We start from the raw sequence: 19129 nt of genomic DNA, 5'->3' as shown, positions 1-19129 counted from the left end.
CTTTATAATGTAATATGTTCAATGGTACGTCGACTTGGATCTAGGAAAGAAGCGCTCAATGTATCACCAAGCTCTATATCCTTTGTAAAATACAATGTCGCAGTACCTGCAGATTGTTGAGGATTAAACAAATCTTTACTCTCTAATCTACGGCGAACCAATTCACTCGTTTCAAAAGCAGGGTCAATAAATTGAATACGCCCTAACGTCAGTTCCTCTAGTAAAGGTTGTACAAATGGGAAATGAGTACAGCCCAAAACTACAACCTCAATTTCTCGAGATAATAAAGGTTCTAAATAGTCAGTACATACATCACGTACAAAATAATCATCTAAATGGCCTTGCTCAATGAGACCTGCCAATTCAGGACAAGGTTGTTCCCAAACAAGAACTTCATGATCAACTTCAAGGGCTACGTGTTTATGAATATGACTATTCACCGTCGCTACCGTCGCCATGATACCAATTGTCTTGCTTTTACTTTGACTAATCGCTGTTTTCACGCCTTGTGACACACCAATAACGGGTACAGATACGCGCTCACGTACCGCATCAAGTGCTACAACAGTAAACGTATTACAAGCAATAACCATCAATTTAACAGGCTGTTTTTCAAGAGCCTCTGCAATATGACAAGCTAAATATGTAATTTCATCATCACTGCGATTTCCAACAGGATTGTTTGCGTTATCGCCAATATAGATAAAATCTTCATTAGGAAATTGTTCTTGTAAAACCTTTAAAACAGATAGCCCACCCACACCGGAGTCAAATACACCGATAGGCAATTGTTGTACATTACTCATTAGGCATCTCCTCAACAGCTGCTAACATTGGCTGATAAAAAGTATCGTCTAATCGCACAATTTTACCTGTTGATTTTGACATAAATGCATTCTTAGTCTCTCCCGTAGCTAGGAGAGCACCATCGCTGGCACGGCGCATACGATAACGGAATACCATCTGTGCACGTGTCATCTTAACCAAATATGTTTCGATATGAAGCTCATCATCAAAATTTGCTGGTTCTTTATAATTACAGGATACATTCATAATAGGAAATACAATATCCTCATTCATCATATCCCACAGGGTTACACCGATTTGACGAAGGAATTCAATGCGTGCCATTTCAAACCATCTAAAATGATTACTATGGTGCGCAATACCCATCATATCGGTTTCGTAAAAGCGTACATTTACTGAAGCAATATGCATAAAATTTTCCTTCTTTTTTCATAGAATACAATCTTCATTGTATCTCTATTACTTTAGCGTGTCAAATAAATAAAGGCAGCTCAACCGCAACGGATTAAACTGCCTTAATGGTTAAAAGCTAGTTACTGCCACCAAATGGGAAGTATTTTTTTGCCTCTTCTTGATGACTAGTTTTAATATAACGATTAGCCACCTTAAAAGCAAGGCCAAGCACCGCTACATCATCTATCCAACCTAATACAGGAATAGTATCCGGTACAATATCAATAGGTAATACAAGATACCCTAAGGCACCAGCAATGACTGCTTTTACATATTTTGGAGTGTCCTTATCACGCATACAAAGAAACAAGGTCACCGCTCGTTGTACAAAGGCAAGTTTCTTACCATATCGCCCTAAAAAAGCGACAAATTTCGATTCGTTAAAATACTTACCATATGTAATAATCTTTAATGGATTCATCATAATAATCCTTCAACGCTTATTTGCGCAAACCACCAATTTTATCTTTTGCTGTATTAACAGTATTTACAGCTACATCTTTTGCTGTTTCTACAGCATCAGAAGCTTTAGTTTTTGCAGTTTCTACTGCAACTTGTGCGGAAGCTTTAGCTACTTCTACGCCACCTTTAGCTAACTCTTTTGCTACATCGATATTTTCTTTAGCAGCATCAATTTTATCTTTTGCTGCATCAGTTACTTTTGCCATAACTTCTGCGGCATTGTCATGTATTTGGTACTTAGTTTCCGTATTCCATTTATCAATAGCAGGCGTTACTTTTTCTTCATATACTTGTTTCAAAGTTTCCTTAGCAAGACCTGTTTCATTAGCAATACCAGCCCAAACGTCACGTTGACCTTGTGTGAAAGGAATGCTAGCGCCTGCATCGCGAATGATGTCAGATGCAATAGCTTTACCGCTTTCAAGGAATTCAGCAACCATTGGTTTATAACGTTCGATATCAGAAGGCATACCATCTTGGATCCAAATGTGAGCAATTTTACCGATAGCATATGTTAAACCAACTGCTACAGGAACACGAACTGCTTTTAGAGGAATAAGAAGAGAAATAGCCGCTGTACCTACAGCTGTGCTAAGACCACCAACTAGACCCACTACGGCACCAGATTGCAATTCTACTTCGTAAAGATGTGCAATGCGAGTTACCATATACGTTGCATTGGCGCACAAAGCAACACTGCTGAATTTAGGGGATAAAGCTAAAGCCGCTGCACGACCTGCACCCCAGAAAATAAATTGTTCAACTTGATAGTCACGATCTTGAGAACCATCCATAAGTGGCTCAAGTGTTACGCCATTATATTCTGCCATAAATATTCTCCTTTGTTGTGAACCAACTATAGGTCATGTTATTAGCATTATTATACCATTCTATTGATATAAGGGGAATAAATTTTTACAATTCTCCTAAGATTTAAAACGCAAAATATTATCTAAGATTTTCAATATTACCAACTAGTGAGACCACCGTCAATAGTCCAAGCAGCACCAGTTACAAAAGAAGCTTTGCTACTCAATAAAAATACAATTACCTCCCCAATCTCATGAGGTTGGCCAATCCGGCCTAAGGGATAATGTTGCCCCATTTCAGCCTTAGCAGCCTCTGCATCTTGTTGAGCATTTGCAATTTGCTTATCTACTAAGGAAGTATCTACATCACCAGGACACACGCAGTTAACGCGTACACTATGCGGCGCCATTTCTAGTGATAAAGACTTTGTAAAGCTTACCACCGCCCCTTTCGAAGCGCCGTATACAGAACAAGCTACGTTACCTTGTAATCCTGCATCACTGGCTACCGTTACAATGCTGCCCTTTGTAGTGCGCAAGTATGGTAGTGCAGCCTGACAGAGAAATACTGTACCTTTCACATTAGTCCCAAACATTTCGTCAAAGGCCGCCTCTGTCACATCTGCTAGAAGCTCTTCCTCATAATAGCCCGCTGCTGTTACGAGAGCAGATACACCACCAAATAATTTGACAGTTTCTTTTACAATGCGCTGGCAATCTTCAATCTTAGATACATCCCCTTGTACATACTGTACCCTTGAAGAATAGCGACGCAATTTCATCTTAGCTTTTTGTCCTGATTTTTCATCACGACCATTGATGACAACACACCAACCTTCTTTTAGAAGTAGTTTTGCAGTAGCAAAGCCAATTCCTGACGTGCCACCACTAATCAATGCCACTTGTACATCACTTTTATGAGGCATACCTTGCCCTCCTATAATGTTGAAACATAGTCATAGACTAATTTCAACAACATAACTGTCGTTACCGACAAGAATACAACACGTACCAACGAAGAACCTTTAGCAATAGCTAAATGAGATCCTAAATAAGCACCTATAATTTGTCCCACACCTGTAGCTAGACCGTACTTAATATTGACGTGACCTAAATAGAAAAAAACGATTAATGATGCTAAATTACTAGTAAAATTCAATATTTTTGCATTTGCAGAGGCATGTAAAAAATCAAAACCAGTAAAGATGAAGCCCATAATCAAAAAGGTACCTGTACCAGGACCAATAAAGCCGTCATAGATACCGATACCAAGCGCAAAGGCCATACAAATATATAGTGCTTTACCTGCCACTTGAGACGTACGGTTTATTTCTCCCCAATTCTTTTTAAAGACTACAAAAAATGTGACACAAACGAGTAGGACGATAATAATAGGCTTCACATATAATGGTGGCAAAGATACGACTGCCAAAGTACCAATCATAGAACCAATAAATGTAAAGGGTAATAATTTACGAACTAGTGAGAAATCAACCATGTGATTTCTCAAGAATGTTATTGATGCACTACCAGCTCCAAAAATACTAGACAATTTATTACTACCGAGTGCCATACTAGGTGGAAGATTGGTTAATAACATGGCCGGAACAGAAATAAGACCCCCACCACCTACAATGGAGTCTACAAAGCCTGCAAAAGCACCTGCTATGGCAAGCAAAACGAGAATAAGGATATCAAATGGTATCCCCGTTATCGCAATAAGCCACTCCATATAAACCTCCTTTAGATAGCACATCAACGGTCGCCAATAGGCCACCGTTGTCATGCGTGTTTATTTTATTTTGCACCTAGACGATCTAGCACTAATGTATAGCCATCAGCGCCATAAACTAAGCATCGTTTAACACGACTAATTGTAGCCGTGCTAGCACCTGTTTCTTCTACGATTTTTTCATAGCTATCCCCGGAGCGTAACATCTTAGCTACTTGTAAGCGTTGAGATAAAGCTTTTAACTCATTAATCGTACAGATATCCTCAAAGAATGCATAGCATTCCTCTGTGTTTTCAAGCGTTAAAATAGCGGTGAACAATTCATCGTTTTGAGAGCTTCTCAATTTTTCATTGATACTCATAGGAGCCTCCTACTTCTTATTCATCGCTTTAGACCATGCATCACCAATCATTTGTACTAATTGTACCAAAATGACTAAGATAACGATGGTGGCAATCATAATATCAGCTTGGAAGCGTTGATAACCATATCGGATAGCAATATCCCCAAGGCCACCGCCGCCAATTGCACCTGCCATTGCAGAGTAACTGATGAGGTTAACGATAAGAACCGTTACATTGTCGATAATTGTAGGCAATGCTTCCGGTAATAAAACTTTCCAAATAATTTGGAGTGGACTTGCACCCATAGATTGAGCCGCCTCAATAACACCAAAGTTAATATCTTTAATAGATGTTTCTACAAGGCGCGCTAAGAATGGTATTGCTGCAATTGTTAAAGGTACGCAAGCTGCAGTCGTACCAATAGATGTGCCCACCACCATACGAGTGAATGGAATAATAGCTACCATCAAGATGATGAATGGAACGGAACGTGTTGCATTAACAATAGCACCTAGTACTTTGTTAAGTGCTACATTCTCTAAAATATGACCCTTAGAGGTTACTACCAAAATAACACCGAGAGGAATACCAAGCAACATAGCCATGACCGTAGAGATAATAGTCATTTGCAATGTATCAAGGGTACCAGTTATGAGAAGATTAATTATTTGCTCTGACATAACCGATCACCTCGCTTTCAATTGGTAATGTTTTAATATAATCTAAGCCCTCTTGTGCATTTTCAGGATCACCATTTAGGATAACAATGAGGCGACCAACGCTCGTGTTTTGGATATAATCAATTCCACCAAAGAGAATGCTTACATCCAAATTAAAGCGACGTACAAGGCCTGCTACTACAGGTTCATCCGTAGCTTGGCCTGTAAATTTAAGACGTACTAATGGAGATGTACCTGCAATCCATTGATCATGTAATTCTAAATGCTCTAACGCCTCTGGCGGTAAGTTATCACTTACCACAGAACTAATGAATTCTTTTGTAGTATTTTCACGAGGATGTGTAAATACTTCAACAGTGCTACCTTCTTCTAAGATTACACCGCCTTCGATAACTGCTACACGATCACAAATTTCACGGATTACGTGCATTTCATGCGTAATAAGAACGATAGTAAGACCCATTTTTTCGTTGATGTCTTTCAACAATTTCAAAATGGATTCAGTTGTTTGCGGATCAAGAGCAGATGTAGCCTCGTCACAAAGAAGAACCTTTGGATTAGACGCTAAGGCACGAGCGATGCCAACACGTTGTTTTTGACCACCAGATAATTGAGATGGATAGTTGTTCATACGCTCAGTAAGACCTACGATATCAAGAATTGGTGTAATGCGCTCCTTGATTTCAGACTTGCTCAAACCTTGTAATTCTAATGGAAATGCCACATTATCATATACTGTACGAGAAGACAATAAATTAAAATGTTGGAAAATCATACCGATATCTTTGCGAGCTTTACGCAAATCGGATTTGTTAAGTGTTGTTAAATCTGTACCATTTACGATAACAGAGCCAGATGTAGGAGCTTCAAGCATATTAATGCATCGAATCAATGTGGATTTACCGGCCCCAGATTGACCGATAATGCCAAAGATTTCACCTTCTTTAATATCAAGGCTAATATCTTTTAACGCTTCCACACGAGTAGCGCCTTCATAGACTTTACTAATGTGTTGTAATTGAATCAAAATAATATCCTTTCTTAAGGTAACTATTTACAATTGTATGAAAGCCGATAACCTATTAAGGCAAACCTTCTTCCATCAATTTTTCTAAGGATTCGCGTAGACGAAGTGTAATAACACCTGGTTTGCCACCAGATACTGGATTTCTGTCTAGCTTAGTAATTGGGATGACACCACCAATTGTATCGGTAAAGAATAATTCGTCCGCATCATCTACAAAGGCACGATCAAATTCTTTTTCGATAAGTGTAATACCGAGAGACGGTGCTACACGAGTTACCATCATTTGACGCGTAATACCTTTTAAGATATGATTATCGGCCGGGTGCGTATACAAGATACCATCTTTAATGGCAAATACATTAGATGTAGCACCTTCTGTACAAATGCCATCGCGGAATAAGATTGCCGTATAAGCAAATTTCTTTTCCGCTTTAGTTTGAGCCAAAATATTTGGAATCAAATTAGTTGTCTTAATATCTACATGATCCCAACGTTCATCAGGCAATGTAATCGCTTTAACACCTTCACCCAACTTATTAACCGCATCCATGTCTAGATTGCGGATAGACATGAGCATTTGTGGTTCTAGTTTAGAACGATCATATGCATGATGACGTGGCGCTACACCACGAGAAATTTGCAAATAAATATAACCCTCTTTAATCTCACTTTGCTCGATTAAAATTTCGTGCAATTCTGTTAAATCATCTGGGGTCATTTTTACAGGAATATCCATTTCACGCATAGAGCGATACAAGCGATCTTGATGGTAAGACAATGCGAAGCAACGGCCTTTCACAACTCTCACTACTTCGTATACGGAATCACCAAACAAATAGCCACGGTCATCAATACTAATAACCTTGGCACCTGGTTCAACGAACTCGCCATTAAAATATGTTAATTCTTGCATAGGAGCACCTCTTTTTCTATATCGTTACTCTATCAAGTAGTAATCATCATGGGTTTATTATATCACAATTACTTTCAAATTTTCACACTTTACTTTGTGAAAGATACAACTTAGATATACAAAAATCCGCTAGGATGCCATAGTTAAAAACTATATCCTAGCGGATTGATTCTAATGACCTAAGATAAATTTTCGAATTGGTTTAGGCACATAATTGAAAGCCACCGTAGACAAATAGGACAATCCTAGCGCCATCACATACATAGCTAGTACATTAACTACGGTATACAAAAGATTGTATTTAGCCATCATACTAGAGATGATTAACAACCAGAATGGATGTGCTAAATAAATACCGTAGGACTTATCCCCTATTTCCGACCAAGTAGACTCGATGGTTGCATTCATTGGCAATACTTGAAATAGGAACAAACTAAATAGAGTTCCCAAACCTGTATAAAGAACTCCCATTGGACTCATTTGATGCACTGTATAAATTGCTTCTAGCACTGTATAATGCCATACGTCCATAACATAGTAGTAGGAGCCGAGCATCAACAATATAGAGCCTACTGCACTGGCACCTAACAAGTAACGATAACGCCACATGTATTCACATACGGTTTCATACCGTTCAGCACATACAGCACCTAACAGGAATATCCACACATAATGGATAACCCAATAGTTAAGCCTCATATCAAAGAGATATTTCAAGACAGGATTATTGCTAAGGTGTTCTGTTACCCAACGGCCGAGCATATAAGACGAAACATAATCGATAGCTACTTGGATAATAAATAGTAAAACCATCCAAAATACAGGCCGTTTTAAGATGACTTTCACCATAGTACGCCATAGAGGCATCATTACGTAGAACCATAAGAGAATAACCATAAAATATAAATGATACATAGACGTACCAAACAATAAATTTACCGCCAATGGTCCGGGATGTAAATTGCCAAGATTATGCGCCGTCAACCCCGTATAGAGTAAGTAAAACAAGGACCACGTAATATATGGAAATAGCACCACCTGAATACGGCGGTGCATAAATTCCTTATACGAGAATGGTCCCTCTGCAGATGTATGATAAAATAGGCCAAATGCAGAGAGGAAGAAAAATGCTGGTACCCCAAAGCGCGATAGAATTTCTAAGACGCTAATAAGTTCTAAATTTACAAAAGGATTTTGTAATGCGTAAGAACCTACATGAATGCCGATTACGCCAAGCATACAGAGGCCACGCATATAAGTAATTTCCGGTAAAAACGCTTTTTTCATAGCCATTCCCTATTCATTATTGACCAGGAACAACTGCAGGTGTTGGCACTAGGCGTGGACCTTGAGATATTGTAGCTGGTTGTTTTACTACTGGAATCACAGATACTGTAGTTTGAGTAGTGATAGTCTTTGCTGGTTGAGCTGGAACCGCTTGACCATTGGCCTTAGCTTCCGCTTCCGCTTTAGCCTTAGCTTCTGCTTCTGCTTTAGCTTTAGCCTCTGCTTCACGTTTTAAGCGTAATTCTTTTTCAAGAGGTACCACAGGTTTATCATAGATCGTAATATCTGTTTCGAATAGACGGCCCCAAGGGAATGTAGCTTTTACTGTACGAGGGTCAACTTTAAGGTATTTTTCAGCGAAGTCTTGGATACGTTCGCCTAAGTAACTTTCAAGACGTTCATTCAACTCGCCAGAATAACGTACATTATCTGTGCGAATGGAATCTTGCATGCGGTAAATATCTTTACGGATATTTGCTTGGTACGCCCAGTTATCTAAGTATTGTTGAGTCAACATGTTACGATGACCTTCTGGGCTCATAGTTTTGAGCAATACGCCTTGAGCAATGGCATAGCCTACCGTATTACTTGCTGTATTCCAACCATTATACGCGCCGATTTTGTATAGCATATCGCGCTTATACATAGCAGATACCAATGTATTATCAGCGCCATTGTTATAAGCAATATCAGCAACACTTACGTTTACGCCAGAATCAACTGCTTGTTGAATTCGATCTACAAAAGCATTTATAGAATTAGAAATCATCGGGAAGTTCTCGAAGCTTTCAGATTCACCAGTACTTGTAGTAAGTGGTGTATTTACTGCTAACAACACAGTTGGTTTACCTTGTGTCACCATAGTGCCACCTACGGCCTCAACATGTTGAGCAATTGTTTTATCAATTGTTTGGTCTTCGTAACCTGGCAATGTTTTTCCACCGCCACCGAGTGGGTAAATTACGGAGAATGTAGGTTTTTCTGTACTTTCATCTGTACGAGAACGAGCCATCAATAAGAGACCAAGTTGGTCGGCACCAGGGAAACTGCCATATTTCTCAACAGGAATATCCTTGGAGTATTTACTCAAGTAACGACCTTCTAACGCGGATTGAGACAATTGAGATGTATCATCATGGCCCAATGCAAAGTAATCGAATACACCACTACGAGTTTCATCAATTAATTCTTTGTTGATTTTCATATTTTTTTGACGACGATCAAACCAGTCTTGTAGATATTCTACAGGAACAGAGGCTTGCAAGCTCATCAATTTTTGAGTTTCCTCTTGTGTTAAGGATCCAGAATCTAATTTATCTTGTAATGCAGCAATTTGGAAAATAGTAGGACCATATTCCGCATAGTAAGCTGGTTCAGTACCACCACCACTAGCACGCGGAGAACGCATTACAGTACCAAAGCCATAGATACGCACATTTTTATTACGAGCTTTTAAGGATTCAATACGTTTCAAACGGCTTTCCAATGTGGAGAGTGGAATGTTATGTTTACGAGAGTCTACAAGGCCACCATAGATAAGGGTATCTGTACTCAATACCATCACATCAGCACGGGCTGCATTTTGTTCAACCCAAGCCATGATTTGATCAGCTTGACCTTGGTATGTCTTACCAGAAATCAAATTTTGAGGTGGTGTCAATATAGTCATACCTGCTTCACGAGCTGTATCTACAGTATATTGTAAGCTTACAGGGCGATCATCTTGAGGTACGTACAACACGGTTTCCGCATCAATTTTAATAGATGTACCAGTAGCGATGGCTGCAGCCATAAGTGCTACTTTCAACCATTTATTCGTCATAAATCAAATCTCCTTCTGTGTAGCGAGTACTCCCGACTCGCAAAATGAACTGTTTTATAATACTCTCTTTTTCTGACACTTTTATGAAATGTTCATATGCTCAATAGTATAATTATATCATTTGACTATTATTTCGCAACTGGCTTGATTTTTCCTACCTTAGGCAGGCTCCAATTATACTTGATGGCTAATAGACGTATAACGAGTACCACTGTGAAAGCACCATATACGGCCATGCTATCCCAACTCGATGTGACCATAAGATAATAAACGATGCCTCCAATAATACTAGGCAATGCATATACATCCTCTTTCAAAACAGATGGGATGCGTTGTGCCAACATATCGCGGATAATACCGCCACCAACAGCAGTGATTGTACCGAGCAACACAATAAAGATAGGCAACTCTGGATAAAGTTTAAAACCTGCGGAGGCACCTGTAACGGTAAATGATGCTAACCCTAATGCATCGGCTAACAAGTAACTAGCACGACTACGAGGTCCCATCGCATGCTTGCGATATCGACTGTTATAAATCAAGAACACGATAACTGTTACAGCTAAGACAACCGTTACATACACCACATTTCGAAGTGAGTTCGGCGGAAAATAACCGAGCAATACGTCCCGTACAATACCACCACCAATGGCAGTAGCCAATGCAAGAACAGTCATCCCAAATATATCCATCTTCCGGGCTACCCCAACAAGTGCCCCGGATACAGCAAAGGCAATGGTGCCAATCATATCAAACATATACCAAATAATATCCATAATTCCCCCATATAATCTATTCGCATAACTGCGTACACTGTGATAGACTTTATGTAAGATATTATACATGAAGAGGTATGCCAATGACAAAAGACATTACACCTATAGAGATAGAAAACATGGATGAGCGCACGCGCGATGAATATTTTATGGCATTTGCTATGGACGAGGCGCGCAAGGCTTATAACCTTGGAGAAATCCCTATCGGTGCTATTCTCGTAAAAGATAATACCATCGTTTCACACCATCACAATCGTCGTGAACTCGATCATGATGCAACGGCCCATGCAGAGGTCCTCGTAATCCGCGAAGCATGCGATACCCTCAAGCGCTGGCGGTTGACTGGTTGTACCCTGTATGTTACGATAGAGCCGTGTCCGATGTGCGCTGGCGCCATCATCAACAGTCGTATTGACCGCGTTGTATATGGTGCAAGTGATTACAAAGGAGGCGCCGTAGAATCGCTATTCAATGTGCTCTCTCATCCTGGTTTAAATCATGAACCAGAACTAGCATCTGGTGTGCTTGGTGATGAATGCAGCCAAATTATGAAAGACTTCTTCAAAGAGCGCCGTAAAGCACGGAGGAGTACCCAAGAGGCTGAAGGGTCCGCACTCGAAATGCGGTAGGTCGGGCAACCGGCGCGGGGGTTCAAATCCCTCCTCCTCTGCCAACTAAACTATATAAAGCGCTAACCATGGTTAGCGCTTTTTTTGTATCTATAACTATTTTTGTAACCATTTGGGTTATAATATAAGAAATACAATTTAAAATAATCTCCTCATAAACTCAAGGGACTATTATCATGAAAAAATATTACCCTTATCTCATTACAGTGAGTCATATGATTAATGACTCCTGTCAAAGTGTGTTGCCTGCCCTCTTACCTCTGTTCATTTATACCTATGGACTGAGCTTGGAGCAAGCAGGTTTTCTCATCCTAGCTAATACAGCATTATCCTCATTATTACAGCCTTTACTAGGCTATATTTCTGACAAGATCAATCAACCTAGACTTATTGCCTTTGGCGTTTTATTATCCGCTTGTAGTACAGGTATGATGGGCTTTGTTACCTCTTATGAAAGCCTCCTTGTTTGCGCCACTTTAGCTGGTGTAGGTTCTTCTATCTTCCATCCAGAAGGCGCGAAAATCATGAACCGCCTCGGCGGTGGCAAGAAAGGTAAGGCCATGGGTACCTTCGCCATCGGCGGCAGCTCAGGCTTTGCCTTTGGCCCTCTCTTTGCTGGCGCCATCGCCTATACAGTGGGGCCTCATGGGCTAGCGGCTTTCACAGTAGCAGGTATTATTATATTTACAATTCTGTTCGCACTCATGCCACGTATCGTAGCACATGCACGTACTATTGACCAAGCAATTGCCACAGAAAATCCAACGGTAGCAGCAAAACCGCTCAAAAACTACTGGAAATACTTTGGCATTTTGTTCCTTATCATCTTGAGCCAATCAGTAAACTTCCGTGTTATCAATGCATTTATTCCTATCTTCTGGACCCATGAACTCGGCACCAGCCCAGAACAAGGTAGCTTTGCATTAACCGTATTCTTTAGCATTGGTATCTTCATGACCTATATTGGCGGTCTATTGGGCGATAAATACGGTCCTATTAAGATTATCAGACTATCCCTATTAGTTTGGTTACCAGCTATGTTCCTATTAACAGAAGTACCAAACTTTGCACCATACATTATGCTACCTATAGCATATCTACTATTACTCATCATCGGTGCTACCAAAGCAATTAGCTACAGCCCAGTTATCGTACTAGGCCAAACATATCTAGCTAAAAGCATCGGCTTTGCATCGGGTATCACCCTCGGCGTAAGCCAAACCATCGGCGGTGTTATCGCTCCTGTCGTAGGTAACCTAGCAGATACCTACTCCCTACCTGTTGCTATGATGACACTCGTACCATTCCTAATAGTAGGCCTTGGGGCATCATTAATACTCAAAGATCCTAAAAAATTACAATAATTGCAATAGAGAAAAGCCCCCCTTACGGGGGCTTATATTTTTAGCTAAATTAGTGTTTTAGCATTTCATTCAAGATAACTACGTCCGTTTCTTTCATACCTTGAGCCACAGTGCCGATACTGCGTATGGTTTCATCAACGGAGTAGGCTACAAGGCCATCACCTTTTTGGTAGTTCTTATTAAGGCGTGCTTGTTTATATCCCATAAAAGCGCCATCAAGGGAGATAGCAATTTTACCTGCACAGGATGGTTTTGCTCCATCGCAAACGATACCGGATAAGCTGGCAAGACCATTTACAAGTGTATTCTCGATGATATCCTTGCCATCACCTTTCAAGAAGGCAATACCGGCTACACTTACTACGCCAGCAGATACAACACCGCAGTAGGCGGACAATTTACCAATGCCAGATTTAACGTACAGTGTTAACAGGTTGGCAAAAACAAGCGCACGATATAATTCATCATCACTTTTACCAAGTTCCTCGGCAGCCGTAATAATTGGTACAGATACGGTTAAGCCTTGGTTACCAGAGCCAGAGCAGATAACTACAGGCAATGGGCAACCGCTCATGCGCGCATCGGATCCAGCCGCTGCACGAGCTTTACATTTCGTTTCTAAAGACGGGTTTTCTTCATCCAACAATAAGAGCTGCCCAATATTGGCGCCATAGTCATTAGACAAACCTTCTCTAGAAATAGCCGTATTGTATTCTACTTGCTGTTTAATCTGAGGGATAATCCCTGAAATATCTGCAGTCTTTGCAAATTCGTAAATGCTATCAAAAGTCATAGCATATTCGGTTTTGGCTGCTTTCTGGATTGCATTGATTGTTTCAGACACAATCTCACCATCTACAGCAACATAGGTTACATTCGTATGGTCATTTTCAATGCGAACCACTGCTGTATGTTCATCGGTTTCAGCAGTGATTTCAATATAAAGATTATCTACACCTTCAGCGAGTGAGACCGTACAGAAATTAGCATCTAGCAATGTGCCAAGCCATTTACGATCTTCATCTGTAGCAGATTCTAGTACCTCTAGCTCACGCTCAGGATGACCTACGATGGCACCAAGGGTAGCAGCCGCTTGAAGGCCCTTTCGTCCACCAGAGTTAGGAATCACTACGGATTTGACATTTTTTATAATATTCGCGCTACATCGTGCGTGAATATGGTTAGGAAACTCATCTAAAACAGAGACTGCCTTCGCAGCCGCATAAGCCAATGCAATTGGCTCAGTGCACCCGAAGGCAGGACGCATCTCTGATTGTAATAAAGAAATATAATCCATCTTATACTTCCGCAATAATTTCCACTTCTACGGACACTCCCAATGGAAGGTCTTTTACGGCTACGCAAGAACGAGCTGGTTTAGAAGTGAAATATTTAGCATATACTTCGTTGAATGCTTTGAAATCGCCGATATCAGCTAAGAAGCAAGTAGTTTTAACTACTTTAGAGAAATCTGTGCCAGCTTCAGTCAATACAGCTTCGATGTTTTTACATACTTGTTCAGTTTGCTCAACAATGCCACCTTCTACAACCGTTGCAGTTGCTGGATTAATTGGCACTTGACCAGATGCGAATAAAAAACCACCAGAAACTTTAGCTTGAGAGTAAGGACCTACTGCTGCTGGAGCTTTGTCTGTGTGAATTGTGTTCATAATAATTCTCCTTTAAAAATATAATAAAAAATAATATAAATCATGCTAATACCGACATACTCACATTAGTAATTACCTTGTATATGACATACTTCGTGAAAGTATATCTATAACAAATTATTTAATAGATTTGAAGGCATTGTCAAATATCGTTTTGAAATAATTCCGCTGTACATCAGTTGTTACACCTACGTATAGTACTGGTTTACCTGGCTTTAACACAAATGCAGCATTTGCATAAAGAGGAGTTTGAACATCGCCATCTGCATATAACAAGCGAGAACTTGCTGCATAAGTTTGATATTTAGTACCTGCCACAGGATGTACTTGTTCTGCATTTTCTACAGTAAGTGTTCTTGGCTGTACAATTGGCTTACCCGACTGTGTCTTAAGATGTGCATAGCGAGCCGGATTATTTAAAGGCACTACAGTTGTAGTAGTTGGAATTTGCTTATTTATAGCACCTAGCATGAGTTGCTCTGTAACAGGGTCAATTTGACCTTTATCTAGAGCCGCCATAGCCGCTACAAACATAGGATCATTAGCTTTGTCCTTAGCCACTTGCTGTGCAATTTGTTTAACATCTACAGCTACTACTAACGCATCTTTTTGACCTGTTTTGTCAGCACCTTTTAATTGGTATACGTCAAAAGTAGTGCCAAAGTTTTGAAGAAACTCCTTCGCCATCATATTTGCCATTGAAGATTTTGAAGGGTTCTCATTCAATTGTTTTTCTACAAAATCACGGGTATTTGTTTTAGATGCAGAAACAACGTTTACATTATTTGGCACTACCATAGAGCCTGCAATAGTTTGCACATCTTTAGCGAAACCTACGCCAGATACAGTACCTAATAAACAGGCTGCACAAGCCAATACTTTCAAAGATTTCATATTATTTACCTCCCTTGAGAGATTGTGTTTGATACATATGATTCAACTCATTAGCCCAATAATCATGGCTAGAATCATCAGATGATAAAATCTGTAAGGATACACCTTTATCTGTAGGAACGGCATAACCAATCAAAGCATAAGAATTTCTAAAACCATCATAGCTAAGACCACCACGCAAATCGCCTGTTACAGCCGTACCATAACGTGTTTGAACAGGTTTATATCCTACATGAGTTGCATCTAGGCTCACTTGTTTTGCCATAAAGTCTACATAAGAACGGAGCTCTTCTTTACTTTTAGGAGATAAATTCTTTTCTGTAGCAAGCATTTTATCAACTACCCCCATAATGTGAGCAGGTAACTTGTCATTTAGCATCTTCAAATCTTTCGCTAATTTAGCACCTTCAATAGTATTGCCTTTCAAACCTTGTAATTGTTGTTGAGCCTTCTCTTTAGAGTAGGAATCTACATATTTAGAGATAGAGCTTTTTATTTTAGCTTTTTCTGCGTCTGGAACCTTTTCTAAAATAGTTTTATTCATATTAATCACTTGATCTATAGCATTTTTAGAATAGTCTACAACAACTAACTGCCCTACATGGTGACCTTGTTTGTCAGTTCCTTGTAATTGATAGAGGGAATAACCATCAAGAACATCCCCCTTCATCGGTTCAACAGAAACACCAGTTTGTGCTTTCACAGTATTATTAACCACATCAATAGCAGCTTTATTTGTCATTTTAAGAAAATTATTTTCTTCTTGATTACGCAATTTAGAATCAGTGGAAACATGCATAACCTTAGCTACCTTCACTGTAGGAGACGTATTGCCATACAAACCATATCCTAAATCTACTGTATCAGCACATGCCACTGCGCCCATGCCAACAGTCAAGCACGTCGCAAAAGCCAATGTCGTCATTTTTTTATTGAGAGCTCTCATAAGACACCTCACGATTTAACAATACACTATGTATACAGATTATATTCATAACCTGTACTGCATCTATAAGATTTCAAAAAGATAATCTATACTGCATATATCAATTATTATACTATATAGAGATGTATAACTGTATAGTGTAATTTACAACCTTTCAGTTCTGCTATACAATACTTTAATAGATATATAATTATATGGTATGAGAAATAGAAAGGAGTGCACACTTGGTGTGCTTTTATTATGATACAAGAAATAATTCCACTCACTAGACCTCGTACATTAGCAGCCGCTTTAGGGCCTACCATTTTAGGCGCTGCCTTTAGTTATTACGCATTCGGTGCCGCTCATGGTACAGGTTTAGCCATTTTCCATACATTTTTAATATTTTTAGCTGTTGTAACAGCTCAAATTGTTGCTAACTTATGGAATGAATATAAAGATTTTAAATCTGGTCTCGATGCGGGGCAAAAGGTCGGCAATGCTGGTTCTATCACCCGTGGTGCCATTACACCAGAGCTCATCGTTACCATGATTAAAGTACTCATGGTTGTACCTATTATCATCGGTCTTTATCTATCGGCAACTATCACCTGGTACTATATTCCAGCTGGTTTTCTTTGCATTCTCATCAGTTTTCTCTACTCTGGTGGGCCAAAACCAATTTCTCGCACACCATTTGGTGAAATTTCCTCTGGTATCGCTATGGGTTTTGCCATCGTCCTCATTACAGGCTATGCATGGACGCGAGACCTATCCTCTGCATTATTGATTCCAGCTATACCGTCTACATTGCTTGTAGGTTCTATTATGCTTACCAATAATATTCGAGATATTCGCAATGATGAAAGCCACGGTCGACGTACATTACCAATCGTTTTAGGACGGAAACGTGCGCTCAGTTTAATGAGCATCATCTACCTATTCAATTTCATTTGGATCATTGCGTGGATTATTGTAGGTCACATGACATGGTTCTCCTTAATAGCCTTCTTCGCTGCTCCACTAGCTTTCAAAACAGTACATACCTTAAGTAATAAAACAGATGAATTTCTACTAGATAAGGCTATGGGTACAACTGCAGGAGCTGCTATGATTTACCAAATTATGTGGTCCATAGGCTTAATTATTGGAAAATAAATTGTTAACTATTGATTTTCTATAACAATTCCCTCTTGATAGATAGGAAATAATTTAGTACTATTAATGTAATATTTTATATAACTAATTGTAAAAGGAGTGTGTCTAATGAGAAAATTTTTAGCATTAGCGGCTACTGTAATCCTTGGCGGTGCTTTATTGATCGCTGGTTGCGGTAACGACAATAACAAACAAGCTGCTAGCAATGGCAAACAAGTATTGAAAATCGGTGCTACTGCAGTACCTCACGCAGAAATTTTGGAACAAGTTAAACCTATCTTGGCAAAAGATGGTATTGATTTACAAATCACTGAATTCACTGATTACAACACACCAAACCTTGCGTTAGGTGATAAAGAAATCGATGCAAACTTCTTCCAACACGTACCTTACATGGATGAGTTCGCAAAAGCTCATAACCTTCCATTAGTATCTGTTGGTGGTGTTCACCTTGAGCCAATGGGTTTATACTCCCGTCAAATCAAAGATTTAAAAGATCTTCCTAAAGGCGCTAAAATCGCTATCCCTAATGACCCTACAAACGGTGGTCGTGCATTATTGTTATTGCAAAAAGAAGGTCTTATCACATTGAAAGACTCCAGCAATATCTTGTCTACAGTTCAAGATATCACTTCCAATCCTAATGGTTACCAATTCGTTGAATTGGAAGCTGCTCAAGTGCCTCGTTCTCTTGATGACGTAGCATTAGCAGCTATTAACACTAACTATGCATTAAATGCAGGTCTTACCCCTGGTAAAGATGCATTGGCTATCGAATCTAAAGATTCCCCTTACGTAAACATCGTAACTGTACTTAAAGGTAATGAAAGCGACCCTCGCATCAAAAAATTGATGGAAGCTCTTCATAGCCCTGAAATTAAAAAGTTCATCGAAGATAAATATCAAGGTGCAATTGTTCCTGCATTCTAAGGTATAACAAAAAAGAGACCGCATATGTGGTCTCTTTTTTTACTATAAGCTGTCCGCACCAAATCTAAATGGTAATAACTCATCAAGGTCAAGGACTCTATAGTTTCCTTTTAGATTAGCTAAGATAATCTGTGGTATTTCAAATTCAGAAATCACTTGGCGACAAGCACCACATGGTGCACAAGGTCCTTCCATATCAGCAACTACGGCGAGGGCCTTAAATTTTGTATACCCTTCTGATACGGCTTTAAATATAGCAGTTCGTTCTGCACAGTTCGTTAAGCCATAGGAAGCATTTTCTATATTGCAACCTTCATAGATTGACCCATCCTCACACAGAAGGGCTGCACCTACTCCAAAATGGGAATATGGGCTATAGGTTTTCTCACGCGCTACTATAGCATGGTCAATTAGATTTTTAATTTCTTGTTCCGTCATATGGATCT

The 19129-nt window shown here is 39.6% G+C and carries 22 protein-coding genes and 1 tRNA gene; 5 read left to right on the top strand and 18 right to left on the bottom strand.

The window, feature by feature from the left end; translation table 11 throughout:
- Positions 1-2 precede the first annotated feature (2 nt).
- From murI to RWP19_RS08350, 13 genes are all read right to left on the bottom strand, one after another.
- The gene (gene murI / locus RWP19_RS08410) at positions 3-806 is read right to left on the bottom strand and encodes a glutamate racemase (protein WP_314357295.1); all 804 of its coding nucleotides are present in this window, start codon (positions 804-806) and stop codon (positions 3-5) included.
- Positions 799-1218 (bottom strand): thioesterase family protein, encoded by a 420-nt coding sequence (locus RWP19_RS08405; RefSeq protein WP_105085333.1) that lies wholly within the window; start codon positions 1216-1218, stop codon positions 799-801. The genes murI and RWP19_RS08405 overlap by 8 nt, the downstream gene beginning before the upstream one ends.
- 118 nt (positions 1219-1336) lie before the next feature.
- Positions 1337-1681 carry a YkvA family protein gene (locus tag RWP19_RS08400; RefSeq protein ID WP_314357304.1) on the bottom strand — a complete coding sequence of 115 codons (345 nt, stop codon included), beginning with the start codon at positions 1679-1681 and terminating at the stop codon, positions 1337-1339.
- Positions 1682-1700: 19 nt separating this feature from the next.
- Complete coding sequence (locus RWP19_RS08395; protein ID WP_314357293.1) at positions 1701-2552, bottom strand: hypothetical protein; 852 nt, start codon at positions 2550-2552, stop codon at positions 1701-1703.
- A gap of 137 nt (positions 2553-2689) precedes the next feature.
- On the bottom strand, positions 2690-3457 hold the full coding sequence (locus tag RWP19_RS08390; protein ID WP_314357292.1) for an SDR family oxidoreductase: 768 nt from the start codon (positions 3455-3457) through the stop codon (positions 2690-2692).
- Between the two features lie 11 nt (positions 3458-3468).
- Positions 3469-4263 carry a TSUP family transporter gene (locus tag RWP19_RS08385; RefSeq protein WP_314357291.1) on the bottom strand — a complete coding sequence of 265 codons (795 nt, stop codon included), beginning with the start codon at positions 4261-4263 and terminating at the stop codon, positions 3469-3471.
- 65 nt (positions 4264-4328) lie between these two features.
- Positions 4329-4625, bottom strand: a complete 297-nt coding sequence (locus tag RWP19_RS08380) for a YerC/YecD family TrpR-related protein (protein ID WP_314357290.1) — start codon at positions 4623-4625, stop codon at positions 4329-4331.
- 9 nt (positions 4626-4634) lie between these two features.
- Positions 4635-5288: a methionine ABC transporter permease gene (locus tag RWP19_RS08375; RefSeq protein ID WP_295991958.1), complete on the bottom strand. Its 654-nt coding sequence runs from the start codon at positions 5286-5288 to the stop codon at positions 4635-4637.
- The gene (locus tag RWP19_RS08370; RefSeq protein ID WP_314357289.1) at positions 5269-6315 is read right to left on the bottom strand and encodes a methionine ABC transporter ATP-binding protein; all 1047 of its coding nucleotides are present in this window, start codon (positions 6313-6315) and stop codon (positions 5269-5271) included. Before RWP19_RS08370 ends, RWP19_RS08375 begins: the two co-directional genes overlap by 20 nt.
- Positions 6316-6370: 55 nt before the next feature.
- On the bottom strand, positions 6371-7228 hold the full coding sequence (locus RWP19_RS08365; protein ID WP_314357287.1) for an aminotransferase class IV: 858 nt from the start codon (positions 7226-7228) through the stop codon (positions 6371-6373).
- 171 nt (positions 7229-7399) lie between these two features.
- Positions 7400-8521 carry an acyltransferase gene (locus RWP19_RS08360; RefSeq protein WP_314357286.1) on the bottom strand — a complete coding sequence of 374 codons (1122 nt, stop codon included), beginning with the start codon at positions 8519-8521 and terminating at the stop codon, positions 7400-7402.
- Positions 8522-8531: 10 nt separating this feature from the next.
- On the bottom strand, positions 8532-10337 hold the full coding sequence (locus RWP19_RS08355; protein ID WP_314357285.1) for a DUF4127 family protein: 1806 nt from the start codon (positions 10335-10337) through the stop codon (positions 8532-8534).
- Between the two features lie 128 nt (positions 10338-10465).
- Positions 10466-11113, bottom strand: coding sequence for a trimeric intracellular cation channel family protein (locus RWP19_RS08350; protein WP_314357284.1), 648 nt, complete (start codon positions 11111-11113; stop codon positions 10466-10468).
- Positions 11114-11196: 83 nt separating this feature from the next.
- Between RWP19_RS08350 and tadA the strand changes: the two genes are divergently transcribed.
- The 3 genes from tadA (at position 11197) to RWP19_RS08335 (ending at position 13106) form a co-directional block, all read left to right on the top strand.
- Positions 11197-11742, top strand: coding sequence for a tRNA adenosine(34) deaminase TadA (tadA, locus tag RWP19_RS08345; RefSeq protein ID WP_314357303.1), 546 nt, complete (start codon positions 11197-11199; stop codon positions 11740-11742).
- Positions 11696-11786: transfer RNA gene (locus RWP19_RS08340), tRNA-Ser, on the top strand. The genes tadA and RWP19_RS08340 overlap by 47 nt, the downstream gene beginning before the upstream one ends.
- A 132-nt stretch (positions 11787-11918) precedes the next feature.
- Positions 11919-13106, top strand: a complete 1188-nt coding sequence (locus RWP19_RS08335) for an MFS transporter (protein ID WP_314357283.1) — start codon at positions 11919-11921, stop codon at positions 13104-13106.
- A 49-nt stretch (positions 13107-13155) separates the two neighbouring features.
- On the opposite strand, the gene RWP19_RS08330 is transcribed toward RWP19_RS08335, so the two are convergent.
- The 4 genes from RWP19_RS08330 to RWP19_RS08315 form a co-directional block, all read right to left on the bottom strand.
- On the bottom strand, positions 13156-14403 hold the full coding sequence (locus tag RWP19_RS08330; RefSeq protein WP_314357282.1) for an L-serine ammonia-lyase, iron-sulfur-dependent, subunit alpha: 1248 nt from the start codon (positions 14401-14403) through the stop codon (positions 13156-13158).
- Between the two features lies 1 nt (position 14404).
- The gene (locus RWP19_RS08325; protein WP_295274185.1) at positions 14405-14776 is read right to left on the bottom strand and encodes a RidA family protein; all 372 of its coding nucleotides are present in this window, start codon (positions 14774-14776) and stop codon (positions 14405-14407) included.
- A gap of 117 nt (positions 14777-14893) precedes the next feature.
- Positions 14894-15670 carry a hypothetical protein gene (locus RWP19_RS08320; RefSeq protein ID WP_314357280.1) on the bottom strand — a complete coding sequence of 259 codons (777 nt, stop codon included), beginning with the start codon at positions 15668-15670 and terminating at the stop codon, positions 14894-14896.
- Between the two features lies 1 nt (position 15671).
- Positions 15672-16616: a hypothetical protein gene (locus tag RWP19_RS08315; protein ID WP_314357279.1), complete on the bottom strand. Its 945-nt coding sequence runs from the start codon at positions 16614-16616 to the stop codon at positions 15672-15674.
- Positions 16617-16856: 240 nt separating this feature from the next.
- Between RWP19_RS08315 and menA the strand changes: the two genes are divergently transcribed.
- Positions 16857-17753: a 1,4-dihydroxy-2-naphthoate octaprenyltransferase gene (gene menA / locus RWP19_RS08310; protein WP_314357278.1), complete on the top strand. Its 897-nt coding sequence runs from the start codon at positions 16857-16859 to the stop codon at positions 17751-17753.
- A gap of 108 nt (positions 17754-17861) precedes the next feature.
- Entirely contained in the window at positions 17862-18683 is an 822-nt protein-coding gene (locus RWP19_RS08305) for a MetQ/NlpA family ABC transporter substrate-binding protein (RefSeq protein ID WP_314357277.1), read from the top strand.
- A gap of 42 nt (positions 18684-18725) precedes the next feature.
- Here the strand turns inward: RWP19_RS08305 and RWP19_RS08300 are convergent, their stop codons facing one another.
- Complete coding sequence (locus tag RWP19_RS08300) at positions 18726-19121, bottom strand: cytidine deaminase (protein WP_314357276.1); 396 nt, start codon at positions 19119-19121, stop codon at positions 18726-18728.
- Positions 19122-19129: the final 8 nt, after the last annotated feature.

The sequence above is a fragment of the uncultured Veillonella sp. genome (assembly GCF_963522475.1).
Lineage (GTDB): Bacteria > Bacillota > Negativicutes > Veillonellales > Veillonellaceae > Veillonella.
This window is presented reverse-complemented; position numbering and strand designations above follow the sequence as displayed.

Coding starts and splice junctions, on each gene's coding strand:
- murI (WP_314357295.1), bottom strand. CDS start 806: ATGAGTAATGTACAACAATTGCCTATCGGTGTATTTGACTCCGGTGTG.
- RWP19_RS08405 (WP_105085333.1), bottom strand. CDS start 1,218: ATGCATATTGCTTCAGTAAATGTACGCTTTTACGAAACCGATATGATG.
- RWP19_RS08400 (WP_314357304.1), bottom strand. CDS start 1,681: ATGAATCCATTAAAGATTATTACATATGGTAAGTATTTTAACGAATCG.
- RWP19_RS08395 (WP_314357293.1), bottom strand. CDS start 2,552: ATGGCAGAATATAATGGCGTAACACTTGAGCCACTTATGGATGGTTCT.
- RWP19_RS08390 (WP_314357292.1), bottom strand. CDS start 3,457: ATGCCTCATAAAAGTGATGTACAAGTGGCATTGATTAGTGGTGGCACG.
- RWP19_RS08385 (WP_314357291.1), bottom strand. CDS start 4,263: ATGGAGTGGCTTATTGCGATAACGGGGATACCATTTGATATCCTTATT.
- RWP19_RS08380 (WP_314357290.1), bottom strand. CDS start 4,625: ATGAGTATCAATGAAAAATTGAGAAGCTCTCAAAACGATGAATTGTTC.
- RWP19_RS08375 (WP_295991958.1), bottom strand. CDS start 5,288: ATGTCAGAGCAAATAATTAATCTTCTCATAACTGGTACCCTTGATACA.
- RWP19_RS08365 (WP_314357287.1), bottom strand. CDS start 7,228: ATGCAAGAATTAACATATTTTAATGGCGAGTTCGTTGAACCAGGTGCC.
- RWP19_RS08360 (WP_314357286.1), bottom strand. CDS start 8,521: ATGGCTATGAAAAAAGCGTTTTTACCGGAAATTACTTATATGCGTGGC.
- RWP19_RS08355 (WP_314357285.1), bottom strand. CDS start 10,337: ATGACGAATAAATGGTTGAAAGTAGCACTTATGGCTGCAGCCATCGCT.
- RWP19_RS08350 (WP_314357284.1), bottom strand. CDS start 11,113: ATGGATATTATTTGGTATATGTTTGATATGATTGGCACCATTGCCTTT.
- tadA (WP_314357303.1), top strand. CDS start 11,197: ATGACAAAAGACATTACACCTATAGAGATAGAAAACATGGATGAGCGC.
- RWP19_RS08335 (WP_314357283.1), top strand. CDS start 11,919: ATGAAAAAATATTACCCTTATCTCATTACAGTGAGTCATATGATTAAT.
- RWP19_RS08330 (WP_314357282.1), bottom strand. CDS start 14,403: ATGGATTATATTTCTTTATTACAATCAGAGATGCGTCCTGCCTTCGGG.
- RWP19_RS08325 (WP_295274185.1), bottom strand. CDS start 14,776: ATGAACACAATTCACACAGACAAAGCTCCAGCAGCAGTAGGTCCTTAC.
- RWP19_RS08320 (WP_314357280.1), bottom strand. CDS start 15,670: ATGAAATCTTTGAAAGTATTGGCTTGTGCAGCCTGTTTATTAGGTACT.
- RWP19_RS08315 (WP_314357279.1), bottom strand. CDS start 16,616: ATGAGAGCTCTCAATAAAAAAATGACGACATTGGCTTTTGCGACGTGC.
- menA (WP_314357278.1), top strand. CDS start 16,857: ATGATACAAGAAATAATTCCACTCACTAGACCTCGTACATTAGCAGCC.
- RWP19_RS08305 (WP_314357277.1), top strand. CDS start 17,862: ATGAGAAAATTTTTAGCATTAGCGGCTACTGTAATCCTTGGCGGTGCT.
- RWP19_RS08300 (WP_314357276.1), bottom strand. CDS start 19,121: ATGACGGAACAAGAAATTAAAAATCTAATTGACCATGCTATAGTAGCG.